The organism is Bizionia sediminis (genome assembly GCF_042684585.1).
GTDB classification, from domain to species: Bacteria; Bacteroidota; Bacteroidia; order Flavobacteriales; family Flavobacteriaceae; genus Algorimicrobium; species Algorimicrobium sediminis.
Genome location: NZ_JBHULS010000002.1, coordinates 723,323 through 748,840, shown reverse-complemented (window position 1 = coordinate 748,840; position 25,518 = coordinate 723,323). Strand labels below are relative to the sequence as shown.

At 36.5% G+C, this 25,518-nt stretch carries 19 protein-coding genes and 1 tRNA gene; 6 read left to right on the top strand and 14 right to left on the bottom strand.

Annotation, left to right across the window (positions count from 1 at the left end; translation table 11 throughout):
• Positions 1–53: 53 nt before the first annotated feature.
• Together ACFSQP_RS07740 and ACFSQP_RS07735 are read left to right on the top strand one after the other, a co-directional pair.
• Positions 54–257: a hypothetical protein gene (locus ACFSQP_RS07740; protein WP_376893076.1), complete on the top strand. Its 204-nt coding sequence runs from the start codon at positions 54–56 to the stop codon at positions 255–257.
• Positions 257–859 carry an NAD(P)-binding domain-containing protein gene (locus tag ACFSQP_RS07735; RefSeq protein ID WP_376893074.1) on the top strand — a complete coding sequence of 201 codons (603 nt, stop codon included), beginning with the start codon at positions 257–259 and terminating at the stop codon, positions 857–859. The genes ACFSQP_RS07740 and ACFSQP_RS07735 overlap by 1 nt, the downstream gene beginning before the upstream one ends.
• A 58-nt stretch (positions 860–917) precedes the next feature.
• Here the strand turns inward: ACFSQP_RS07735 and ACFSQP_RS07730 are convergent, their stop codons facing one another.
• The 13 genes from ACFSQP_RS07730 to ACFSQP_RS07670 all read right to left on the bottom strand — a co-directional run bounded on the left by ACFSQP_RS07730 (position 918) and on the right by ACFSQP_RS07670 (position 16,743).
• Positions 918–2,483: a S41 family peptidase gene (locus tag ACFSQP_RS07730; RefSeq protein WP_376893209.1), complete on the bottom strand. Its 1,566-nt coding sequence runs from the start codon at positions 2,481–2,483 to the stop codon at positions 918–920.
• A 40-nt stretch (positions 2,484–2,523) separates the two neighbouring features.
• Entirely contained in the window at positions 2,524–2,958 is a 435-nt protein-coding gene (locus ACFSQP_RS07725) for a deoxycytidylate deaminase (protein ID WP_376893072.1), read from the bottom strand.
• Between the two features lie 93 nt (positions 2,959–3,051).
• On the bottom strand, positions 3,052–3,642 hold the full coding sequence (locus ACFSQP_RS07720; RefSeq protein WP_376893070.1) for a HupE/UreJ family protein: 591 nt from the start codon (positions 3,640–3,642) through the stop codon (positions 3,052–3,054).
• 131 nt (positions 3,643–3,773) lie between these two features.
• A complete protein-coding gene (locus tag ACFSQP_RS07715) occupies positions 3,774–4,676 on the bottom strand; it encodes a mechanosensitive ion channel family protein (RefSeq protein WP_376893068.1) in 903 nt (300 codons plus the stop codon).
• A 137-nt stretch (positions 4,677–4,813) separates the two neighbouring features.
• Positions 4,814–6,268, bottom strand: a complete 1,455-nt coding sequence (gene cls, locus ACFSQP_RS07710; protein ID WP_376893066.1) for a cardiolipin synthase — start codon at positions 6,266–6,268, stop codon at positions 4,814–4,816.
• Between the two features lie 125 nt (positions 6,269–6,393).
• Positions 6,394–7,785, bottom strand: a complete 1,392-nt coding sequence (locus tag ACFSQP_RS07705) for a flavin-containing monooxygenase (protein ID WP_376893064.1) — start codon at positions 7,783–7,785, stop codon at positions 6,394–6,396.
• A gap of 503 nt (positions 7,786–8,288) precedes the next feature.
• Positions 8,289–8,927 (bottom strand): HdeD family acid-resistance protein, encoded by a 639-nt coding sequence (locus ACFSQP_RS07700; RefSeq protein ID WP_376893062.1) that lies wholly within the window; start codon positions 8,925–8,927, stop codon positions 8,289–8,291.
• Between the two features lie 52 nt (positions 8,928–8,979).
• Positions 8,980–9,396 carry a DUF2141 domain-containing protein gene (locus ACFSQP_RS07695; protein WP_376893060.1) on the bottom strand — a complete coding sequence of 139 codons (417 nt, stop codon included), beginning with the start codon at positions 9,394–9,396 and terminating at the stop codon, positions 8,980–8,982.
• A gap of 389 nt (positions 9,397–9,785) precedes the next feature.
• A complete protein-coding gene (locus ACFSQP_RS07690) occupies positions 9,786–10,712 on the bottom strand; it encodes an Abi family protein (protein ID WP_376893058.1) in 927 nt (308 codons plus the stop codon).
• A gap of 163 nt (positions 10,713–10,875) precedes the next feature.
• Complete coding sequence (locus ACFSQP_RS07685) at positions 10,876–12,105, bottom strand: ApeA N-terminal domain 1-containing protein (RefSeq protein ID WP_376893056.1); 1,230 nt, start codon at positions 12,103–12,105, stop codon at positions 10,876–10,878.
• A gap of 8 nt (positions 12,106–12,113) precedes the next feature.
• Positions 12,114–15,269 (bottom strand): Eco57I restriction-modification methylase domain-containing protein, encoded by a 3,156-nt coding sequence (locus ACFSQP_RS07680; protein ID WP_376893054.1) that lies wholly within the window; start codon positions 15,267–15,269, stop codon positions 12,114–12,116.
• A 219-nt stretch (positions 15,270–15,488) separates the two neighbouring features.
• Positions 15,489–15,570, bottom strand: a tRNA-Leu gene (locus ACFSQP_RS07675).
• Between the two features lie 216 nt (positions 15,571–15,786).
• On the bottom strand, positions 15,787–16,743 hold the full coding sequence (locus tag ACFSQP_RS07670) for a calcium/sodium antiporter (RefSeq protein WP_376893052.1): 957 nt from the start codon (positions 16,741–16,743) through the stop codon (positions 15,787–15,789).
• A 240-nt stretch (positions 16,744–16,983) separates the two neighbouring features.
• On the opposite strand from ACFSQP_RS07670, the gene ACFSQP_RS07665 reads away from it, so the two are divergent.
• The 3 genes from ACFSQP_RS07665 (at position 16,984) to pth (ending at position 19,345) form a co-directional block, all read left to right on the top strand.
• Positions 16,984–17,925 (top strand): ribose-phosphate pyrophosphokinase, encoded by a 942-nt coding sequence (locus tag ACFSQP_RS07665; RefSeq protein WP_376893050.1) that lies wholly within the window; start codon positions 16,984–16,986, stop codon positions 17,923–17,925.
• 68 nt (positions 17,926–17,993) lie between these two features.
• Entirely contained in the window at positions 17,994–18,617 is a 624-nt protein-coding gene (locus tag ACFSQP_RS07660; protein ID WP_376893048.1) for a 50S ribosomal protein L25/general stress protein Ctc, read from the top strand.
• Between the two features lie 161 nt (positions 18,618–18,778).
• Complete coding sequence (pth, locus tag ACFSQP_RS07655; protein WP_376893207.1) at positions 18,779–19,345, top strand: aminoacyl-tRNA hydrolase; 567 nt, start codon at positions 18,779–18,781, stop codon at positions 19,343–19,345.
• Between the two features lie 53 nt (positions 19,346–19,398).
• Here pth and ACFSQP_RS07650 read toward each other — a convergent pair whose 3' ends face one another.
• Positions 19,399–22,461, bottom strand: coding sequence for a zinc-dependent metalloprotease (locus ACFSQP_RS07650; protein ID WP_376893046.1), 3,063 nt, complete (start codon positions 22,459–22,461; stop codon positions 19,399–19,401).
• A gap of 195 nt (positions 22,462–22,656) precedes the next feature.
• Here ACFSQP_RS07650 and ACFSQP_RS07645 point away from each other — a divergent pair, with 195 nt between their 5' ends.
• A complete protein-coding gene (locus ACFSQP_RS07645; RefSeq protein ID WP_376893044.1) occupies positions 22,657–25,491 on the top strand; it encodes a M43 family zinc metalloprotease in 2,835 nt (944 codons plus the stop codon).
• The last annotated feature ends 27 nt before the right edge of the window (positions 25,492–25,518 follow it).

Here is a 25,518-nt window from a genome sequence, read left to right as displayed (position 1 = left end):
AGCTTATTGAATTTTTTAATACCATATGTTCTGTATTTAAAATCTCTGTACACATGAAAATACTTGCACTTATTTTATCGGTTATAGCTTTAGGGCTTATTGGATTTAATGCCACAAAAATTGATTTTGCAGCACCATTTGAGAACGATAGCATCATAGCTATTATTACCATTTTTGCGTCGCTTTGCGCACTGGTATTGCTTCAAATTTTACTGGTTTCCAAAAAAATAGAGCAAAAAACAAAACAAGCTTCCTAATGTTTGATGTATTGGTTGTTGGTGGTGGTGCTGCAGGAATGTCCTGTGCACTGGTGTTAGGATCTGCAAAAAAACAGCCTTTTGCAGCAAATAAACGTATAGGCATTATTTTGCATCAAAAAACATCGCATTTGCAAACGGCTTTGTTTAACAACGTATTGGGTGTGGCCCCTGGCACAACGGGCAAAGCCCTATTACAAGCTGGCAAAGAACAATTGCAGGCGTTATACCCGGACGTTACCTGTATAGAAAACGAAAAGGTTAAAAACATTTCAAAACATGACAATGGCTTTGAAATACACACCAACAAAGGTGTTTACCAAAGTAAATTGGTAGTAATAGCGGTTGGTTACGGTAGTTTAATGACCATAAAAGGTTTAGAGGACTATATTGAACCACATCCACGTGCAAAAATTGAAAAAGAGCGTATTTGGTTAAAAAACAACAATCATGTAGTAACCGAAGGTTTGTATGTAGCAGGCACGCTAGCTGGTTGGCGCAGCCAGTTTGCCATAGCTTCTGGAAGTGGTGCTCATGTGGCTACCGATATTTTAACCTTATGGAATAATGGCCAACATGTAAAAATACATGACAAGCTGTAAGTTATTTTGCACTAAAACTTACAAAAAGGATTGTTAATTAAAGTTATATTAAAACAGACTAGTTAGCTTGTGGCAGCTCTTTTTTTTGTGCGTCCAATTCCAATACTTTTTTAATCATCATATCACTTTTATTTAATACTTCTTCATAAGCACCTTTGCTGTACAGTTGTGAAGCCAAGGTAGCCTTAATATATTGTTTTACCTCATCGGTATAAGCTATAAAAGTTATATTGGCATTTGTTTTTGCGCTTAAATAGTCCTGAAAGGCAATTACAAATTCATCGGTAATTACAAAATTGTCTATAAAATCGCGGCGTGTATAAGCATCGTAAGCCTGTCTGTTTTTTTCAAGTTCTTCAAAAACAAAATTACTTACAAAACCCCGGCGCTGCAGAAAGTTTAGGGTTTCGTTTTCCATACTTGTATCTAGTGGCACAAAAACATCGGGAATAATTCCGCCACCACCATATACTATTTTGCCTTTTGGTGTAGTAAATTTTAACGAATCGGCTATTTCTATTTTATCAGGATCTACAAACTCTCCGTTGCTTAACCGGTTAAAGTAATCGTCGTAATAATCGTTATTCCCATTGGTGTACGGCCGTTGTATAGATCGGCCTGTTGGCGTGTAATAGCGCGAAATAGTTAAACGTACGGCACTACCATCGCCCAAATTCATTTCGCGTTGCACCAAACCTTTACCGTAGGACCGGCGCCCAATAATGGTTCCGCGATCGTTATCTTGTAAGGCACCTGCAACAATTTCGCTTGCCGAAGCCGAATTTTCATCTATTAAAACGTAAATGGCACTCTGTTCAAAATCGCCTTTTTTTGTCGCGTAGGTTTTTTCAATGGTACCTCGTTTATTTTTGGTAAACAATATTAGTTTATTGTCCTCCAAAAATTCATCGGCTATTTTTTCGGCCATAGCCAAAAAGCCACCAGGGTTGCCTCGTAAATCTAGCACCAAATCTTGTACGCCGACTGCTTTAAGGGTGTTCAATTCGGTTTTAAATTCTTTGAATGTGGATTCTGCAAAGCGATTAATTTTTACATAACCTAAGGTTTCGGTTAGCATATAAGCTGCGTCCACACTAGGAATGGGAATATGATCCCGTTTAACATGAAACACTAATAGCTCTGGATTACCTTTTCGGTATACTTCTAGTTTTACTTCAGAATTTAAAGGGCCTTTTAGTTTGCCAACAATATCGGCATTGCTTAAATCTTTTCCGTAAAGAGAATCGCCGTTGGCTGTTAAAATACGGTCGCCACCTTGGATTCCTGCTTTTTCACTAGGACTTCCTTCAATAGCGCGAATAACCGTAATGGTATCGTTATAGGTATAAAAACTAACCCCAATCCCTACAAAATCTCCTTTCATATTTTCGCTAACGCGCTGCATATCGCCTTTAGGAATATACACCGAGTGTGGGTCCAGATTTTCTAAGATACCATTTACGGTAACATCTACAATGCTATCGGTATTTACATCATCTACGTATTCGTAGTCTATATAATCTATTAGTCGGTTTAACTTTTCTTTTTTGCTATTAGACGTAAAAATCCTATCCGATTTGTCTGAAAAATTCAATTTTCCACCAATAAAAATCCCTGCCGCCATGGCGCAGCCTAAAAAAAGTGGTAAATATTTCTTTTTCAATTTAGGTACTTGTTAAGTCTGTTATTAATTGTAATTCGATACCGGCTTTTTTCAAAAATTGCAAGCCTGCATCATCTTTATAAGCATGTTGGTATACTACCCTGGTTATGCCTGCCTGATGAATTAACTTACTGCATTCCTTGCAAGGAGATAGTGTAATATACAGTGTAGCTCCCATACAGGATTGGGTAGAAGCCGCCACCTTTAAAATGGCATTTGCCTCGGCATGAAGTACGTACCATTTGGTATAGCCCGCCTCGTCTTCGCAGAAATTTTCGAAACCGGTTGGTGTACCATTGTATCCGTCGGAAATAATCATTCTGTCTTTAACAATAATGGCACCTACTTGCTTGCGTTTGCAGTAGGATAACTTACCCCATTCCGTGGCCATGCGTAAATAGGCCTTATCATACTTAAGTTGCTTTTCTTTATTCATTGGCATGCGTACTTACTGCGAAGGTAAGGGCTTCCCGAATTAATTACAACCTGAGTGTTAAAGATTTATGAAAAATTTAGGTTACACCCTATTTTAAGCCAAATAATCGCTTTCCATAATCATGGGAATAACCAAACCAACTACAATGGCGGAGATAACCATAATCCAATCGCGCTTGGAAAAACGGAAAATAGTTTGCATGATATACCCTAAAAAAAGCACGACAAACACAATCATAACTTGGGCTATTTCTATACCCAATGCAAATTGAATTAAAGTAGCCAATTTATTATCAGATTGGCCCATCATCATTTGAAATTCGCGTGCAAAACCTAAACCGTGTATTAACCCGAAGAATAAGGTTGAAAAAAACAGTACACCAATTTTTTCTTTTTGCGCACCTTTACCAGCGGTAAACACATTGTATAAAGCCACAATTAAAATTGAAATGGGTATTAGAAATTCTACCAACTGCCCATTAACGCTAACCACACCGTAGGCTGCTAAAATTAGTGATAAGGTATGCCCTAGGGTAAAAACAGATACTAAAATTAAAACGCGTTTCCAGTCTTTAAATAAATAAGCAACTGTTAGAACTATTAAAAACAGAACATGATCGTAGCCATTAATATCAATTACGTGGTTGATACCATACTCTACATTAAACCAGAAATTTTCAAGCATTTTTTTAGTGTTTTAAAGGACGCTTCCAAAGATACAATTTAAAATGAATTCATAAAATAAATGCTGTGCCTAGCCTAAAATCAGGTCTCCTTTAGGTTGTAACATACTATAAGGCTATGGGTTTGCAGGCTTTAAGGCTTGCTATCCAGTTTATTATAATCTACCGTAACCGGGATACTTGTTTGAGAACCGTACAGTTTAATTTCGGTAATATCTGCAGGCATATTTAAGCCATTTTCTATTATAACCTGTTTTACATTTCGTACCACGGCGCTTTTAACCTCTAGGGCGCGTTTGCGGTATTCTTTTGTTTTGGTCCAAAACAAAATTTTTAAATTTACGGTACTCACCCCCAAGGAGTCTACTACAACCACACATTCGTGTTCGGCATCTTCAATTACGCCTTCCGAATTTCTGACGGCATCAATTATTACCGTTCTAGCAGTTTCTATGTCGTCATCGTAATCGATACCCACCATAAAGTCCAACCTGAAATAACCGTCTTCAGTGTAATTATAAACAGCTTTTTTTATGATATCGGAATTGGGTATATACACATCGCGACCATCAAAGGTTTTTAGTTTGGTATACCGAAACTCCAACGACTGCACTTTACCAAAAATGGTATCAATCATAACGGTATCGTTTACATTAAACGGGCGGTTAAAAGATAGAATAATACCCGAAATAAAGTTTTCGCCAATATCTTTAAAAGCAAAGCCAATAATAACAGCCGATGCACCAGCCGCCGTAAGTACACCTGCAGCAATACTACCCAAGCCGGCCACTTTTAAAGCCAGCATGATAATTAAAACCAACACCCCTAATTTGACTGTTTTTGATAAAAAATTAATCATTAGCGGGTCTTGCGCCCGTAAAAGCACGGCTTTTTTAAACAAACGCGCTATAAAATTAGCCAATAAAAAGCCTATAATAACAATTAATATGGCTACAATTATTTTGGGTACACTTGCTAAAAAGTCGTGCCAATAGCCATAAATTGCTTCTTTTATAAGTTGTAAGGATTCTACCATAATTTGTTTTATTTTGAATCTGTTTTCTGTTACCTTAAATGTACGGTATTCCTATTAACAAAGAAAATTTGAATACCAATTAGCGCATTTCCTTATTTAAAACTACTTTTATTTGGGTGGTTTTAGCCCTTGTTTATTTATAGGAAAGGCGACAATAAGCGCACCATTTTTTCCCAAACGTGTATGTATTTTGGTCGGTTTAGCCACGCTTCGGCGTCTATTAAAGTTGCATGACTTAAATCGGTTTCAAAAACCTTTGTTAGCTGTGCAGCTATTTTCTTGCTGTACACCATGGCGTTGACTTCAAAGTTTAAGTCGAAACTTCTGTAATCCATGTTAGCAGATCCTATAACAGCCAAATCATTATCTACAACCATGGTTTTGGCATGCACAAAACCCTTATTGTATTTGTAAATTTTAGCACCTACAGCCAGTAATTCTGTGTAGTAAGCGCTAGCTGCTGCATTTACCATTTTTGAATCGGATACGCCCGGTATTAAAATTTTTACATCCAAGCCGCCCTGTACTGCTATAATAAGGGCGTCCATTAAACTTTCGTCTGGAATAAAATACGGACTTGTTATGTAAATACTTTTTTTGGCAGAACTTATTGCTTCCAGCAGCGCATAAAATATAACCGGTTGCTTGCTATCGGGTCCAGAGGCTGCAAACTGAACCACTTCGTTTTCTATATGTTCTTGCTGGGTACTATCAATAAAATACCGGTTAGAATAAGCAAAAGCTTTGTGGCTACAAAAATTCCAATCGCCCATAAACAAGTATTGCAAATATGCGGTTGCTTGTCCCGTAATTTTTATATGGGTATCGCGCCAAAACAAGGGCTGGTTATTCTGTAAATCGTTGCGGTATTTGTCGCTAATATTTATACCACCTACAAAGCCCACCATACCGTCTATAACCACTATTTTTCGGTGATTTCTGTAATTTATGCGGTTGGCAAAGGCGTACCATTTAATTTTATAAAACGGTGCTGTTTGTACGCCGGCATCTTCTAGTTTTTTTATAAAGGTTTTTCCCAAACCATGACTCCCAAAATCGTCGTACATAAAACGCACAGCCACACCCTGTTTGGCTTTTTTTATAAGAATATCGGCAATTTGATTTCCCGTAATATCATTCTCATAAATATAATATTCAATATGAATGTGGTCTGTAGCTTTTTCTAACGCTTGCAATAACTCCGGAAATTTTTCTTCGCCATTTATAAGCAGTTTTACTTCGTTATTGGCTGTTAACGGACTGTTGCCTGCTCGCCTAATAAACTCCACCAATGTATTGCTTTTTTGCGGAATTAAGCCCGAATTTCTAATGGCTTTGGTGTAAGCATTAAGGCGCTTTTTAATGCGTTCACGCAGCACCTCGTCGGTTACAATTTTTTTTGAATACAGCTTGCGCTTTCGGTAGTTAGTACCCACCGAAAAATAGAAAATAACACCTAAAATGGGTACGAAAATAATAAACAGAATATAGGATAGCGTTTTGGTACTACTGCGTGTATCTTGCAACACACGTGCAATAACAAAAAGAATAAAAAGCACATAGGCTATTTCCCATAAAAACGACCAATCCATACTGTATAGCTTGTAGTGTTTGTAAAATACTATTTTTTGGGATGTAAACGTTACAAAATAAAAAAACCTTGCAAAATAAATGTATGCTGCAAGGTTTTAAAATTATAATTTTAGCTGTAAACGGTTTAAAGGCGTTCTTCTTCCAGTGTGTCTTCAAGCATATCTTCGGCTTGTTCTTGATATAAATAACGCTCTTTACTATCGTCTAGCTCGTCCATCCATTCGGTATGGTGGGTTTCTGCCATGGTACCGGTTACCACACTTTGGAAAGTTTTATCGCGATAGGTTAAAATATTGTCGTCTTTATCTTTTATCCACTCTTTAAACATAACCGCCACCTTGTCTACATTAAAATCTGGATAATCTGACAAGGCCAACAAATCTTTTATATAGTTGGTTTGAAAATCGATGTGATCAAAACTAGACTTCAATTTTTCGTTTTCTATAAGCCATTTATTAATATCCAAACGGCGCGCGCCTTTAGCTGGTATTTGATAGCGATCCATCATAAAATCGCGTGCCACCCATGCTTGTGCATCAAACATATTAAACGTGTAATACTGATCCTGCATACCAAGGTATATAAGCTGGGGCAAATCGTTAAAAAATACACCCTTATATAAATGATCTGGATACAAATTATTTTTAGTTTTTAAACGCATTTCATCTGGTAAGAACGGAAATTTATGCTGATAGCCTGTGCACATAATAACAGCATCAAAACGCTGCGAGGTACCATCTTTAAAATGGGCCACATCGCCATCAAAATATTTAAGCAGCGGCACTTCTTTTATACCATCTGGCCAATTAACACCAATTGGGTTACTTCGGTAACTTAAGGTAACAGATTTAGCGCCGTGTTTGTGGCATTGTACACCAATATCTTCAGCCGAGTAGCTACTGCCAATTATGAGCAAATCCAGATTTTTGTAAGGATCGGCTCCCCTAAAATCATGGGCGTGAATTACCTGACCAGGAAACTGATCTATCCCTTCAAAATAAGGCATATTAGGTGTTGAAAAATGCCCAGAAGCTACCACCAAATAATCGAATTCTTCGGAATAGGTTTTATCAATTTTTAAGTTATCCAGAATTATTTTAAACTTTTGCGTCTCTTCGTCGAAATTCACCCAACGCACCGTTGTATTAAAACGAATATAATCGCGCACATTACTTTTTTTTATGCGACCCTGAATATAATCGAATAAAACCGGCCTTGGTGGGTAAGAAGAAATGGGTTTTTGAAAATGCTCATCAAAGGAATAATCGGAAAATTCCAAACACTCCTTTGGCCCATTGGACCACAAATATTTGTACATACTTCCATGAACCGGTTCACCATACTTGCCTACACCTGTACGCCAAGAATAATTCCACATACCGCCCCAGTTACTTTGTTTTTCAAAACACACCACTTCGGGCACCTCTAATCCTTGCTTTTTTGCGGCTTCAAATGCTCGTAATTGGGCTAGTCCGCTTGGGCCTGCGCCAATTATTGCCACTCTTTTGTTTGTCATATAATATATACTTTTAGGCCTGCCTGTCTGGAATACAGACACCAAGCCAATTAATAAATAAATTTTTCGTAAAAAAGGCTACGATACTGTAGCAAAGGAATTAGCACTCTGTTTATTTATGTTCCCACGCCTGTATGTGCAGGCCAGATTGTTAGGGAAAACCCATCGTAACGCCATTCAGGTATACCTTCATACACGAATATTTACGACAAAAGCAGGGATTTTAATGATTGCTTTTTTTATAAAAAAGAGGCTATTTTCCGAAAAAGCATAAAGATACCATTTGTTACACAACCGCACAAATTTTTAGCATAATAACCCCTTCTTGGCCACTTATTGAAACGTGTGTTATAGGGTTAAATTTATACGCGTAACAAGCTATGTATTCCTACAGTTTTAGACCAAAACGCACAGAAACAGCCTTGTTTTTTGGCATTAAAAAAGCCCTGACACATTTGGGTAAATATGCCACGGCTGTTAGTATACCATTTTAAATTGTGCTACTAGCTATCCCATTCGCTTTTAATATCCTCCATAAGTTGGTGGTAACGCGCTTCTAGCTCCGCAGACATCCCTTTGGAAGCTGTATGTAATTTTCGTAGCTGCAAGGCCAAAATCATGCTGAACAATCCGGCAAACAAAAAGCTTAAAGCTACCAAAATAACAATGCTTAAACCAGCAAATACGGGATTCCAAATAAGTATAAACGAAAACACAATACCTAAAATTCCTAAAGCCAAAAGCAAGCCCCAGTTTTTAGTGCCATAACGCTTCAAATCTAAAGCAAAACTAATGGCTGCCACAGAACGAAACAACACAATAAAACCAATGTAAAAGGCCAAAACACTAATAGACAAAGCGGGATGTGTTAAAAGCGATACGCCCACAATAAAGGTAATAATACCAAAAGCCAAGGACCAACCCCAATTGTGTAATTGACGGCGGTTAACCAGTGCAAAAGCCACTTCGGATAAGCCACCAAATAAAAACGACAAGGCAAATAGTATAGATAAGGTAAGTAAGGATCCTGCTGGCGATGTAAAAGCAATAATGCTAACAATTACAAAAAATAAGCCCACAAAAAACGGAATATACCAGTGTTTTACGGCGTCTTTAATAGTTTTTACAAATAATGTTTCCATAGTGATTGTCTGTTTAAAAAGTATTAGTAGCCAACAAAGTACTAAAATTATACTAATTAATCATGTTTATGGTAAGGGTTTTGTTTTCGTTAAACAAAAACTTGCAGTCCTTGTATTTAGGCGCCGAAAAGCGCGGTTTTACATTATTGGAAAACCCATAAGGTTCCTTAGGAATACCTAAATAGTTTCTGTTAAACTCGCCATCGGAATTTTCATCATGGTAAATAGAAATTGCAAATTCGCCATAAGGCAAATCGGTAATTACCAACTCTTGTGTATTTTTAGTTACAGGCATGGTATATTTTTTTATTCTGCCTTCCTCCTTCAAAAAATTAGTTTCCGTATTAAAAACGGCAATAACTATATGCCCCTGAATGGGTTTAATATTATTTACAGTAAGCGTAAGCTTTGGGTTTGTTGGAGTAATAAAAGCAAAAACCAAGCATATATAAAGCAAAAAACTATTCATTCTATTTAGTTATTATATTGGGTTACTAGCGTTATAATAGTTGTTTATTAACATATAACTGCAAAACAACCGGTTTATTTTAAAACATGGAAAACTACTACTTTTTTTTGGCATAATACCATTAGTGGCATGTATATTCCCAAACGTTTTTTACTGCCTCCCCACTTTAAAACGCTCACAAAAAACTGCAATACTTTGGCGGTGGATTTTCCTGACACATTTGGGCGTTACCCTTTGGGTCGGGCTTTCCGTTGCAATCTTTTTGAACGTGCCTTACAAAAAGGATTTCCACTACAATCCCTAACGCTAACAAACGGTTTTATTAAACAACAAACAATTATAAATAAGAACTAGATTTATCTATACAAACACTAACCACTTTACAAATTCTATCTTTTATCAAGCCATAATGGTTCGTGTTGCCAATTAGGCTTCATTCCTAATGCATTAGGGTCTACATTAGGGTATTTAACGAATAAATCATTTAATCGCGTTGTGAATTGATTGTTAGGTTGTATTGTGTTCAGTAAATATTTCATTAAACACATATGTACATAGAGTTTACTAAACTCGTGTTGTTTAGGTATATTTTCATTATCTTTAATCCAAGGATTGGGTGGTTTGGGTAATAGCTTTACGGTTCCTGGCAAGTTTCTATTCCATAATCTTGAATGATGTGCACAAAAGTTGCGAATTTGAGCAATAGACTGTAACCAACTTGGCAAATAGGTATGGTTAACTGCTCCAAATTCTTGCGCAATGCTATCTTTAGAATTAACCTTATGTGTTAAATTACCATACAGTTTTGATAAGTTCCCAAAACTTACTTGTTCTAAACTCTTCCAAGATGGTGGAAATCTTAAATCATCTTTATGCTTTTTAAAATGGTTTTTTATGGTAACATCCTTACTTCTTGCCCTGGTAATTTCTTCTTCAATTTTAGCCAGTGTTCTTGTAAATTGTATTCTATCAATAAAAATTTCTGAATTACAGAACCACCAAGGGTCTATTTCGTGTGAAAGATTGTAAATGAGCTTGGTTCGTAAGCTGATTTCTATTTTTTCAATAACATCAAATAACAATAGGCGTAATTCTGCATCAAAATTATATAAGGCTACGACATCTGTAAATCTACTATGGGGCTTAAAAATATGTTGCTCTTTATCTGCTTGCATGACATACCAATATTCTCCAAGACGGTAGTAACTTATATTGGTCAAGTATTTTTCTGCCAATGGTTCATTGGTAATTTCCAGACCTCTTTTTTGTAATTGAGCAATCTGTTGTAGTATGGTAATTGGTTTTTTGCTAAACATAGAAAGTGGTATTACTGTTTAACAAAAGGAAGGTATATAAAGCAAAAGACACACCCTGGGACGCTGTTCTAATGGGTAGCGTGGTGTGTACTGTTACTGCAAAAGTACAAACTTTATACCATATTTTACTATTCTTTACCATATTTTTTGGTTTTATAGTCACTTATGAGTCATCTAAAACATCTTTATTTAAAAGTTTATTGACTGATTGCATATTTTGATAAGTAGATTTTGCTCTTAACATTATCTTATCCATAACTTCTGCTGATACATCCATTTTGCGCATTAATCCAATACCAACTATATAATCCAATAAAAAGGAAATGTATAGCAACTCAAATTGAGAAAAAATGTTATTCTTAATCTTATTTCGATGAGTTAGATAATCCCTATGCCTCACAATTTTAGAAACATATCCTTTAATTTCATTTTCAGGAATTGAAGTAATTCTATGAATTAACTCTTTATGCTCTAATAAATACTTTTCTACAGTTGGATTTCTATATGTTTTACCGAATTTAAAACTAAAGGCTTCAAAAGCAGAGTATGAATTTGTAAATCTTCTACTATGACTTGTTTTAACAGATAGTAAATTTTCCATAATTATATCTGCACAATACGTAATATCTGGATTCGTAAACCAATGATGAATTATTTTAGATAAATCTTCATTAATTGTATCATAATCGAGTGTAATAAAACCTGAAATATTCTCCTTATTAAAATCATCCTTATAATATAATGAAGCCCACTTACCACAACTTAAACATTTAAAATTAAAGGACTTAAACTGAACAGATTTACCATAAATGAAATGAAATAATTTTTGGAATGAATTGTAAAACTCTATGCTTTCCAGAATACTCAAATTCTTTCCTAACTTGAAATCTACATAGCCTACGTTATCCATTCTTAAAAAGTCGTGATTGGAAGTGTATGTAGTAGATTTTGTAATTGTTAGCGTTAAGTCTTCTGAAATAACTGTTTGGTGTTTTATGTCCTCTTGTTTTTCAATCTTATCTTCGATTGAATTATACCAGTTCATTTTTCTTACCCATTTGACAATTGCTGCATTATCGATTTGAAACTCATTTGTCTTGAGGTTTCTAGGGTCTATTAGATGATAGGCACAAACAAAAGTGTATTTAGGTATATAAACTTTAGTTTCAACAACGCCAGTACTACCGTGCTGAATGTTACAGTTAACAAAGGTTACATAGCCCAAACCTGTGAACATACCATAAATCACGTCTATTTGATAAGCTGTATATTTTTCGGTGAGGTTTGTAGTAATAAATATTTTGTCATCTATCAATTCAAGAACACAGAAGCATTTAGTATCCTCTGAATCCTTAAACCATACTTCACCGAAATATTTATTTTCCTTAAACATGACTACTTTTAACTATTCTCTACAATTTCTATTTCTTCATCTGTTAAACCATACAGCTCATAAACCATAGTATCAATTTCTTTATCTGTTTGATTAATTTGAGTTTGTAAGGCTTGTGCTTTTTGTTTGTTTTCTTCAAAGAGGTCTAACCACTCAAACTCATCTTTTTTGGTTAGGGTTGGCATCTCTATTGGATGAGATTTCTCGACTGCGCTCGAAATGACACCTTCTGCAACTTGTTTAGCTTTTAGTTTGTTATTTGCTTTTATGGCTTTGTTTAATTCTTTTATAAACTCGCCAAACTCTAACTCGTGCCAGTTTTGTAGTTTTTTGGATAGTTTTGTTAATTGAAATTTATGTTTTAAATAATTTTGGAATTTATTATCGCTTTTTTGTTGCTCTGTATTTAAAACAATCATAATACGAACTTTATCAATCACCATTTGTTGCTCCTCACTACTAACTTTTTTAATAGGCAAAGATTTTAACTGATAACCTTTAATTTTTGGAAAAAGCTGTTTACCATCCGAGTATTTAAACAACCAATAATACTCTAAAAGTTTCGAGTTTAATATCCCGAAAATATAGTCTAAATCGTAATATTGATCTTTCAAATAAATATTATACAAGGTATTTGAAGTTACTATATTTGGTTTACATAACCCAACGATAGGAGTTTTCCCAATCTGCCTAATTACAATTCGTTTTTTTTTGTACACATCAAAATCTCCTCCACTTTTAATATTTTCCGGTAGAAAATTAAAATATTTAACAGGGATTGAATATTTATAACGAAAAATATCTCCCCCATCAATTACCCCTAAATAATTATCATTAATTTTAATGTCTGAAATTGAAGATTTTCTGTCGTATGCTTGAATACCAAAATAGGAATTACAAATTTCTTCTAACTTAACACAGTCATTAAATTCTATTGTAAACTTTTCTTTAAGATTAAATAAATTTTCATCATCGTTCTCCCATTCAGATTGAAACTTTTCTGTAATTTTATTGAACACTCCATTTTTATCAGAATATAAAGCTTCAATAATATTAGTTTTAGATTTATTTTTTTCTAAAATTATTGTAGAAACATCAACGCTTGCTTCAGAAAAAACAGCTTCTTCGTGATTAATAACTTGTTTTATATTAGTCTTTTTAAGAATATAATTTCTTAACGGTTTTATATATTTATTATTTAAATAAGTATTTGGAGTAATAAAGCCTAAAACACCTTTAAAATTTAATATTTGGATTGATTTTTCAAAAAACAAGTGAAATAAATCTATTTTATAACTGGCAACTTCAAATGTTTTAAAAAAATCTAAAACAGGTTCAGTTGTATTTGATGGCTGGCATAATACATAAGGCGGATTCCCAATAATCACATCAAAACCACCTTTTTCAAACACTTTAGGGAACTGCTCTTGCCAATTAAAGGCTTTATTGCCTGCTACTGCTTTGCTATCTATTAAAGAGTTTCCGCATTTAATATTGCTACTTAAATCGTTTAATTTACGCCTTGGCTGTGCGGTACGTAACCACAAGGATAGCTTGGCTATTTCTACAGATTCTTCGTTTAAATCAACCCCATAAATATTGTTTTCTAATATGGTATTTTCTATATCGGGAAATTGTAAACCACCACCTAGTACTTTGGTCTTCAACTCATCTATATAAGCATGTTCTTTAATTAAAAAGTCTAACGCTTGGTTTAAAAATGCTCCAGAGCCACAGGCAGGATCACAAATGGTAAGTTGTAAAAGCCAGTCACGATACGTTTCTAGTATTAATACCAACTTTTCAATGGTAGCTTTGTTTCTGTTTTTTCTGCCTTTAAAATATTCTTCTTCTTTAAAACCTAATTCGGTTTTCTTTTCTTCGCATAATTTACCAATGGTGTTTTCTACAATGTATTTGGTAATGTATTTAGGTGTGTAGAAAACGCCATCTTTTTTACGCTTGGATGTTTGTTTATCAAAGTCGCCTCCTTCAATTTCGGCATTAACACTTTCTATTTCATTTAGTGAGTTTTCGAAAATATGGCCTAAAATGTTGACATCAACTTGGCTTTCAAAATCATAAGCTGCTAACTGTTTGGTGTATTTATAAAGTAATTGGTTATCTATTTCTAAACCATCTAACAGTTTATCCTCTTTAAATAAGCCTCCATTATAGGCGTATATCTCTGCTCTGCTTGCGGTTCCTTTACGTCCTTGATCTAGAAAATTAAAATACTGTTTAAATAGGTCGTAAAGTGGACGCTCATCACCGAAATCTATATCAGCTTTCCACTTATCTAAAATCTGTTGGGTGCTATTGGCCGGCAATAGGCCTCTATCTTCGGCAAAAAATATAAATAAATAACGATCTATAAGTTTCTGCGACTTTTTGAAGAGCGTTAGTTTAATGTTTTTCTCTAACTTGACTAATTCCGCTTTATATGATTCAGAATGAGTGTCTTCATGTTGACTACTACTAGTTCGTAATTTGGCGTTAGCCTTAATAGTTTTGGTATTACGTTTTACCAAATCGCGATACAGTTCCCGTTTAAATAATGAATAATCTTTATAAAACTGTTTGGTTATTTGCTCCTCCTTCACAATGGAAGCTTCCTTTATATTTAAAGGCAAATTATTTATTACGTTGTCTTTTTGCAGGCATAAATACATTAAAGCGAAACGCTCTTGCGATAACTCGAACAAATTAAATTCTTCAAACTCGGTCGCATCATTAATATAAAACCGCAGTTTTTCGAAGTTTGAGGTTATGACATACACGCAACCTTTTTGATTGACTTTATAATCGAAAGCTTGTTTCCGGATACTTTCTAAATCTTTTGTGTTAGTTCCTTTTAATTCAATAACACCAATAGCAACATCATTATGCAGTATAGCGCCATCCGCTTTCCGTGCATTCGTTTCATTCTTATATTCGGCAACTAGGTTAAAATCGGCATTTGGTTTTAAGGTATAACCTAAAATATTTCCAAATAATTCAGTTAAAAATATACCTTGATACTCCTCTTCTTTAGAATTACGTATGTTTTCTTGAATGGTTGAATTTAAAAAATATTTACTATAGTTTTTGTAGGCCTTAAGAACAACATCTTGATTTTGTAGATTTAAATGTTGCTTTAATACGGAAACTTGATATAATGACATTAATAGCTTAAATTTTATTTAAAGACTAAAATAGTAATAATAGCAGAAAGGTAAATAGAAAAGCGACAGAAAAGATTCATTAAAAAATTAATACAGACTAATGAACGTTAAACCGAATTAAAGAGGTAAAAATTAAAAAATTTTCGGGAAATTTTCGGGAAAATCACTAAACAAAAAACCGTAAACATTTAAAATACAATTGTTTACGGTTTAACCTAGTACTCAAGGTGGGAATCGAACCCACACTCCCGAAAGAACTGGATTTTGAATCCAGCGCGTCTACCAATTCCGCCACTTGAGCTAAAGTGCCTGCAAATTTAATCTTTATCCGCTAAAAAAAGAAGTTTTTCTTTATCAAATCTTCACTTTTATTAAATTCCACCATGTAGTCCATCCAGCCCTTGTTTTCCTATTATGTTTTTAACAGTAAAATTAAGTGTTGGTTACCACAAACCGGGTTTATTTGCCGTAAATGATAAGCAGCTACAAAATGTTTTCAAAAGCCGGCTTTTGTTGGTTAGGCAACTTCTTTCATAAGGATAAATGCGGTGTAAACTACGTAGCATAAAAGCAATACGCCGGCCTCCCAGCGGTCCAAACGTTTTCGCGTGCCCGTAAACATTCCCAAAAGCAGAAATAAAGTACCGCCAATTAAAATAAGTAAATCCAGATTAAAATTAACGCTGTAAGCCACCGGATTTATTAGCGCACTTATGGCCAATACAAATAACATATTAAAAATATTGGAGCCTATTACGTTGCCTATAGCTATATCGCTATTTTTTTTGAAAGCTGCCACCACAGAGGTTACTAATTCAGGCAATGAAGTTCCAGCAGCAATAATGGTAATGCCTATTACTTTTTGACTTATACCCAACTGGGTGGCTACTGCAATACTATTGGAAACCACTAGCTTGCCACCAATAAGCAAACCTACCATACCTAATACAATAAACATCCAAATTTTTAATGTAGACTGCTGCACAATGGTGGTTGTTGGTGTAGTTTCACGCTGTAATTGCCTAAACACATAATACATAAAACCCAAAAAAATAAGACCCAGTGCCAAACCATCCAATCGGGATATTTGTGGATTTGGGAATACGAAAAAATTATTGGCAAGGGCTAACAACAATACGGCCACTAGCAAGGACAACGGAATTTCTTTCCAAGCGGTTGAGGATTGCACCGTTATAGGATAAATTAAGCCAGCAACACCAAGAATAACAAACAAATTAAAATTGTTACTGCCTATAATATTGGCAAAAACAATATCTGAAAAACCATTAAAAGCGGCAACCGAGTTAACAACCAACTCGGGAGCTGAAGTACCAAAGGCTACAATGGTGAGTCCTATTACCAAATCGGATACCTTATTCTTTTTTGCTAGCCAAGAAGCACCTGTTACCAAACCATTAGCACCAAAAATTAAGCTAGCAAAACCTAAAAAAATTAATAAAAACGCTAGTAGCATATATATAAATAGATTAAAATTCCCGATTTATTTTTGAAATTGCTTTGATACCTGTATACAAAACCGGCAAACCCACTAAATTTTACAGAAGCGTTTTACAAGAAAGTCCACTATGCAACCCAAAATAATTCAGGTAATTAAAAATACATCATTTTATACCTGCGGAGTAAAATAAATTCATAAATTTGCAGCTTGTTATTAAAAACACAATTTAAACAGCTACCATACAACTAATTAACCATGTTAAACGCGCAAACAGAAGCCAAAATTTTTACTTGTACGCAAAGCAACGTTTTAGCCCAAAATATAGCGGATGCTTTTGGCGTTAAAATGGGTAATGTGATAACATCTACGTACAGCGATGGTGAATTTCAGCCATCGTACGAGGAGTCTATTCGTGGGGCTCGTGTGTTTATTGTGGGGTCTACAAACCCAGGTCCAGAAAATTTAATGGAACTTTTATTAATGATAGATGCCGCTAAACGCGCATCTGCTAGGCACATTACGGCAGTAATACCGTATTTTGGCTGGGCCAGACAAGACAGAAAAGACAAACCACGTGTTCCTATTGCTGCAAAGTTAGTTGCCAAAATGTTGGAGGCTGCAGGGGCCACACGTATTATAACCATGGATTTGCACGCCGACCAAATTCAAGGATTTTTTGAAAAACCAGTGGACCATTTATTTGCATCCACTATTTTCCTACCGTATTTACAAAGCTTAAAATTAGATAATTTAACCATTGCATCGCCGGATATGGGAGGTTCTAAACGTGCCTATGCCTATTCCAAAGCACTTGAAAGCGATGTGGTTATTTGCTATAAGCAACGCGCCAAGGCCAACGTTATTTCTCACATGGAACTAATTGGCGACGTTACCGGAAAAAATGTGGTACTTGTAGACGATATGGTGGACACCGCAGGCACCTTAACCAAAGCCGCCGATGTTATGATGGAACGGGGCGCCTTGAGTGTGCGCGCCATTTGTACCCATCCTATTTTATCGGGTAAAGCTTATGAGCGTTTGGAAAACTCGCAATTACAAGAATTAATTGTAACCGATTCCATCCCTTTAAAACAGGAAAGCTCTAAAATTCGCGTGTTAAGTTGTGCTAAACTGTTTGCTGAAGTCATGCAAAATGTACATTACAACAAATCTATTAGTTCCAAATTTGTTATGTAACACCTTGTAAAAGGGCTCGCTTACAAATTTGAAAATAAATGAATATTAATAATTATTATATATAAACAATGAAATCAATTACAATTAACGGATCTCAAAGAGAAAGCGTGGGCAAAAAAGCAACAAAAGCCTTACGTAATGCTGGACAGGTACCTTGCGTATTATACGGAGGTGATAAACCAGTACATTTTAATGCTGAAGAGCTTGCATTTTCAAAACTGGTATATACGCCTAATGCGCATACAGTTGTAATTTCTTTAGATAATGGCGACGAATACAATGCCGTTTTACAGGACATTCAATTTCACCCAGTAACAGACAGAATTCTACACATCGATTTCTACCAGTTATTTGAAGACAAACCAATAACCATGGAAATTCCAGTACGTTTTGTAGGTAACTCTCGCGGTGTTAAAGCAGGTGGTGTTTTACGTAAAAACGCACGTAAATTGCGCGTTAAAGCATTGCCAAACTTACTACCAGACTTTATTGAAATAGACATTACACCTTTAAAAATTGGGGCTAAATTGTACGTTACGGCTTTAGAAAACGACGACTACAAAATCATGCACGCACCAAATACAGTTGTTTGCCAAATTAAACGTGCTAGAGCAGCTATGTCTATCACGATTGATGAAGACGAAGACGAAGAAGGTGCAGATAACGCTCCAGAAGCGGAAGCAGACGAATAAACCTTTTTTAAATAGTTTTAATAAAAGCATTCTGAACCCCTATTTTTTTGGGAATCAGAATGCTTTTTTATTTTTGCACCACCTAGAAAACCATGTTTAAATTTTTTTCTTTCTTAAAAGCAACTAAAACAAACGCGTTTAAAACGGACGACACAGATACTATGAAAAAATTCCTAATTGTGGGGCTTGGAAATATTGGCGAAAAATACCAAAATACACGCCATAATATTGGCTTTAAAATAATCGATTTTCTAGCCGAAAAAGAAAGCTTGTCCTTTACTACCGATAAACTAGGCGACCTAGCTAGCTACCGATATAAAGGCCGCACTTTTATCTTGTTAAAACCAAGTACCTACATGAATTTAAGTGGTAAAGCAGTACTGTACTGGCTTACTAAAGAAAAAATTCCTTTGGAAAATTTGTTGGTTATTACAGACGACTTAAACTTACCTTTTGGCAGTATTCGCCTTAAAACAAAAGGTAGCGATGGCGGCCACAATGGTTTAAAAGATATTCAGGAAAAACTAAACACAACCAAATACAACCGATTTAGATTTGGTATTAGCGACGCTTTTAGCAAAGGCCGCCAAGTAGATTATGTGTTAGGTAACTGGACAGATGCCGAAAATAAATTATTACCAGAACGTTTAGAAAAAAGTGTAGAACTTATTAAGTCGTTTGGTACAGCAGGCGTTAACAATACTATGAACAGTTTTAATGGTAAATAAAAAAAGGGAAGTTTTGTAACTTCCCTTTTTTTTTGTGTTGCTAAATACACTATTTATTCTACAATTATTTTTTTAGTAGTTGTTTTAGCACCTTCCGTAACTTGCAGCAAATACATTCCTGCAGCAGCGTTGTTAAGGTTTACTACTTGACTAAATTCCGAACTTTCTGTAAACGTATCGGCAAACACGCGTCTGCCTCTTAAATCGTAAACGGCTACAGATACCGTTTCGGTAACACCCGACATTTTAATGGTAAAACTACCATTATTTGGATTTGGGAATACCGAAAACTCCGAAACTGCAAACTCGTTTGTAGACAACGACGCAAGCACATTAACGGTGTAATCTTCTACTTCGCCATCATGACCATTTTCGCAGGATGTTGGAAAATCGTTTTCACCTGGATTGGTATATTTTGTTGTAACACGCATTACGGTATTTCCTAATGCTGCGTTAGCTGGCACTGTAATAGATAAAGGCGAATTTGCAGATAGTAAATTATTGCTGGTGGCACTGCCTGGGTTGGTTCCTAAATCGTACTGCTCGCCTGGGTCGTCAAAACTACAGTTTTGGTTCCAGTCCACCCACACGTAGGTAATGGTTTGGTACGGTCCGTCGGGATCGTAATACACAGATAAGTCGTAGGCCTCGTCGCGGTTTACATCTGTAGAAATAGCTGTATAATCGCTATATCCAGAAGGTTTACCTGTATTCAAATTACTAATTGTACCAAATACAACACCTTGTGTACCTGTACCGTACAAGGTATTTCCTACAGAGGCACAAACCCCATTATTTACCGTTAAGGTTACCTCTAAATCTTTAAAAACGGTTTGTGCGGCTCCGGTAACGGTTATAACATAATCGCCTTCTGCGGCGCCTCCTAAATTACTAATATCCATTACTACTGTCCCTGTATTTGATATGGTTGCTGGAGAAAACACCACCACACTGCCCGGTGGATTTCCGGTAGCAGAAAAAGTGGTTGTTTCGTTAAAACCATTTATGGCTGTGTAATCAAATTCAAAACTTACCGAAGTAGATCCGCAGGTTCCTTGGTCGCCGTTTGTATTAGTTACAATAAACGTTGGGTCGTTACTTATAATAGAAAAGTTTGTGCTTGATACTGCATAGAAAATATTACCAACAGCCTCTACCATAATGCGTGCCGTTGTGGTTAAAAAATTAGGAACTACAATATCATGCGACCCGTCATTAGGGACATTGGAAGCCAGTACCGTATCAAAACTAACACCGTTGTTAGTAGACAATAGTATGTTAACATTGCTGGTATTTATGCCATTAGCAGTTGTTCCAGCTACATCCCAAGTTATGGTTTTTGTTTCGCCCTCTGCCCAAACAATTCCCGGGCTATTTTGCGAGGTTACCGCAAAAGGTCCAGCGTTACCACTTACGGTTACGGTCATTAAATCGGCATCGGTTTGGCCAATTCCAGCAGGAAAACCACTACCATTGTCTCTTACCATAAAGGCAAATTCCATATTCCGCGCCACCGATGGTGTTACCTCCCAGGTTGGCGTTAAATTTCCAGCTACTACATCGCTTAATTTTGGCATATATCTGTTTGGCGATACCGAAGGTAAAACAGAACGATACAAAGGTCCTTGCGTCCAAGTTGGTTGTGGAGCGCCTGATCCTGGAGCTTGCTCTGGGTCGTTTTGACTCCAATTATACGTTAAAGATGCCAACCCATCTGGATCGGTTGCCGTACCTTTTAGTACATAAGCTGTACTTTTTGGAATGGTAAAATTTGGCCCCGCATTGGCTACTGGCGGTTGGTTAGCTAAATTAGTTTCTACATCGCAAGAGCTGCTTACACCAAATTGAATGTTAGATGCAATATCGCGCACGTTTACGTAATTAAAATGCGCATCGCTATTGTTTTGTACATTGGTTGCACAAATTCCTGCATAACCCATAATAGAACTTCCTGATGCTGGTTCCACCTCGGTTGTACCATTTCCGGAACGGCTACAGGTATTCATGGTGTGCCAGCCGTTAAACTGATGGCCCATTTCATGAGCTACATAATCAATATCAAACGGATCGCCTGTTGGATCAGGACGCCCAGTATAGGCTCTACCTTTGTGAAAACTAGATTGATTTTGTGTAGAGCACACACAACCTAAACAACCAGCACTTCCACCACCCGTGGTATTAAAATTATGACCAATATCGTAGTTATTTGGCCCTATAACATTATCTAGAGTCACTGCTGTTGTGGTATTAAACTCGCCTGTCCAAGGGTCGGTTGCCGGATTCAAGTAAATAACAGCATCATTATTAGCTACAAAAACAAGGGTAATAGCCAAATCGCGCTCGTAAATTTCATTTACACGGTTTATTGTTAAAACCATTTGAGCCTGTACATTGGCTTTTTGTTGCGCAATGCTACCTGTGCCCGCAAAAATTTGGCCGTACTCGCCGTTACATGACTGTGCTAAACGGTAAGTTCGTAATTTTCTATCGTCGGTATTGGCAGTACTAGAAGCGCGCTCGTTGGTAAGCGAGTTTAAGTTAACGTTTTCATCTGTTAAGCATTCGAAACCTTGTAAATCTTCGCCTAACGAATTTCTACTGTACACCATATATGTTTGTCTGTCCGCTGTGTACGGATCTATATACACGGCGCTTCTAATACCAGAAAGCATCATGGTATGTAACCCAAATTGCGTGACACTAAAACGCATGGTGGCTGTGGGATCGTCTACACCAACAGCTTTATACGTTTTAATCATGGGGTATTTTTCGGCTAGGCCTGGTTCCATAATTGGAGACTCTGAAACCATAAATTTCTCTAATTTTCCGTTTCCAACGGGAAATTCAACGATAACATTGGAGCGCGTGGCCGTTTCACTTCGTAATGGCGCTCGTTGTATAACAGACTTAAAAGCCTGCATATCCAGACTAAAAACCTCGAAAGTATGCGGGTGCGATGCCCGGTGTACTTTCTCTACCTTCGAAAAAGCACTCTTGGAAGCCGGTGTCCAGTAACTAGAGCTTTGTTGAGCCATTAGGGCCGAACCACACAAAAACACAGCTATTAACAGCTGAATTTGGGTCCATTTAAAATGATGTTTTGTAACTTTTTTCATGAAAATCTAATTTTGTTAATGGGATGTTAAATTACTGTAAATTACGCGATTTACATAATTTTAAACCAAAAAATTAGAATTTCCCAACTTTTTACAAGAATTACAGGAATAATCAATAAGGTTTACTTATTTTTAGGGTTTCTAAATAACTAAATGGATTAACCCACTTAAAAACAAACTTTTTTAATCTTTAACATGAAACAAAACAACTTAAAGGTTGTCTGGCTTTTACTATTATCACTAGGCGTGTTTAGTATTCAGGCACAACAAAAATCGGCCCCTAATCAAGCCCAAAATGAAACACTACAACTTACCCCAGAAAACCAAAGACATTTGCAAGAAACGGGTTACGTACGTTGCGTAACAGAAGAAATGGATGCCTTACGCAGACAAAACAACCCGAATTTACCATCGAAAGATGCTTTTGAAGAATGGTTGGCGCCCCTAATTTTAGAGCGTGAACAGCGTATTGCTAACCAAATAGCAAATGGCACTTATAGAAACACAGAAGTTAACATCCCTATTATTTTTCATGTAATAACTGGTTCTCAAGGCGATGCTAACGATATTTCAGCCGCAAGAATTCAAGCACAAATAGATCAGTTGAATTTGGATTTCAACAATTTGTCTGGAAGCACCCATCCAGCAGCCGCTTCAGCTCAAATTAATTTTATTCCTGCACAGGTAGATCCTAATGGTGTGCTATTGCCAGAACCTGGTATAAACCGCGTTTACGGTTATCCAGGAACCATTACAACAAACCAAATGGATGCCACTATAAAACCAGCAACCATTTGGGACCGCTCATTATATGCTAATATTTGGAGTGCTAATTTAAGTGGTGGCGTTTTAGGCTACGCGCAATTTCCCTCTAACTCTACCTTACCAGGTATGCCTCAAAATGGTGGCTCTGCTCTTACAGATGGTGTAGTAGTAATTCCAGGTAGTATTGGTTCTTTAGCAAACCCAGGAACGGCAGCGCCCTATAATGCAGGCCGTACATTAACACATGAAATTGGTCACTGGATTGGTTTACGCCATATTTGGGGTGATTCTAACTGTGGTAATGATTTCTGTCCAGATACACCTCAAAGTACATCTTCCAATTTTGGTTGTCCAACCAACCAAACCACTTGTGATAACATAAGAGACATGGTTGAAAATTACATGGATTATACAAACGATGCCTGTATGAATATTTTTACAGCAGACCAAGTTAGTAGAATGTTAACTGTATTAGAAAATGCGGATGGTATTTCTAATTTACCAAACTCTACAACCGGTAATACTGCGCCCGTAATTGGGTTCAGTACCTTGGCATTAGAAGGTTTAGAAGGCACGGGTTGCGCCCAAGCAGATATAACTATTCCAATGGCTATTGGTATGGCCCCGTCTGCAGATGCTACGGTTACCTTTTCCTTAAGTGGTACGGCAACCAATTTAGCCGATTATGAATTAATTACGCCAAGTGTTACATTCCCTGCCGGGTCTAACGCTAACCAAAACCTAACATTACGGGTGTATCAAGATGGTTTTATAGAAACAGATGAAACCATTGTCATAACCATGAGCCTTACCACCACTGGCGATGCTACATTGTCGCCAAATGGGTCAACTTTTACATACACCATTTTAGATGACGATATTGCACCAGCTGACGGTTCAGTTCAAACTATTTTTAATGACGATTTTGAAAGTTACACCAATTTTATAATTGAAAATATTGGCGATTGGATAACTTTAGATTTAGACGGTTTACCAACTTACGCTGGTGGTGTAGAAGATCCAACTTACCCGAATGTATTTTCTCCAATGGCGTTTCAAATATTTAACCCATCTGCAACAACACCAACTGCGGCTACAAACTCTGCAGGTGCAGACGGCGAAAACCGTAATTTCGATCCGCGTAGTGGTGCTAAATACGCAGCATCTTGGGCTGGAATTCCAGAAGGAGCCACTACTTCAAACAACGATTGGTTAATATCGCCGGTTTTAGCATTAGGTACATCGGGAAGTTCGGTTACATTTTATGTAAAATCCTTATCTAGCTCTTATGGTTTAGAAAGCTTTAATGTTGGCGTTTACACAGGAACTGGGGTACCAACTTCTGGATCCGACTTCACTATTATTTCTGCCGCATCTGAAACCGCGCCATTTGGTGTTTGGGGTGAAGTTACTATTGATTTGTCTGCATACAACAACCAAGATATTAGAATTGGTATTCACAACACGTCCGCTGATGTGTATATGCTAATGGTTGACGATTTTAGTGTGATTACAGCTACGCAAACCGATATTCAAACTACCGTTAATACTGCAACAGCAGCTAACATGGAATTTAAAGGAACTGGAAATGCTTATGCTTATGATGCTACAACTGGCAATGTTATGGCGAGACTGCAAAATAACGATGCTTACGATTACGGTTGTTTAAACGTATCTGTAAGTCGGGAAGGTACCGGATCGCAATTATTTGAGAATCCAGATCCAACCGAATTTGTAATGAACAAAACGTTCACTTTAGCTGCTACTAACTCCAATACAACAGGTAATGCCACAGCTACTTTCTACTTTACAGAGGCTGAAATTGCTGGTTGGGAAACTGCTACCGGAAAACCACGTGCAGACCTTTATATTTTACGAGAAGTAGATGGCACTGTACAAGAAGTTGTAGCGGCTACTGTAGCCTATTTTAATAATAATGTAACACTACAAGCTGGTTTTACCGATCTTAACGGAACTTTCTACTTTGGGCCATTAAATGCCTCTTTAAGTGTAGAAAACAACTTGGCAAACAACTTTAGTATGTTTCCAAACCCGGTATCTAACCAATTAACCATTAAGGCGGCAAACAATTTATTGCCAGATAGCTATGCGGTTTACAACATGCTTGGCCAAGTGGTTTTAAGCAAGTCTGTTCAAAACGAATCAGATTTACTAATTAATACCTCTGGTTTAAGCAACGGGATGTATTTTATTAGACTAACGCAAAACGCTAATCAAATAGCATTGCCGTTTATTAAGAAATAACAAACGTTTCTTTTAAAACTTAAAAGC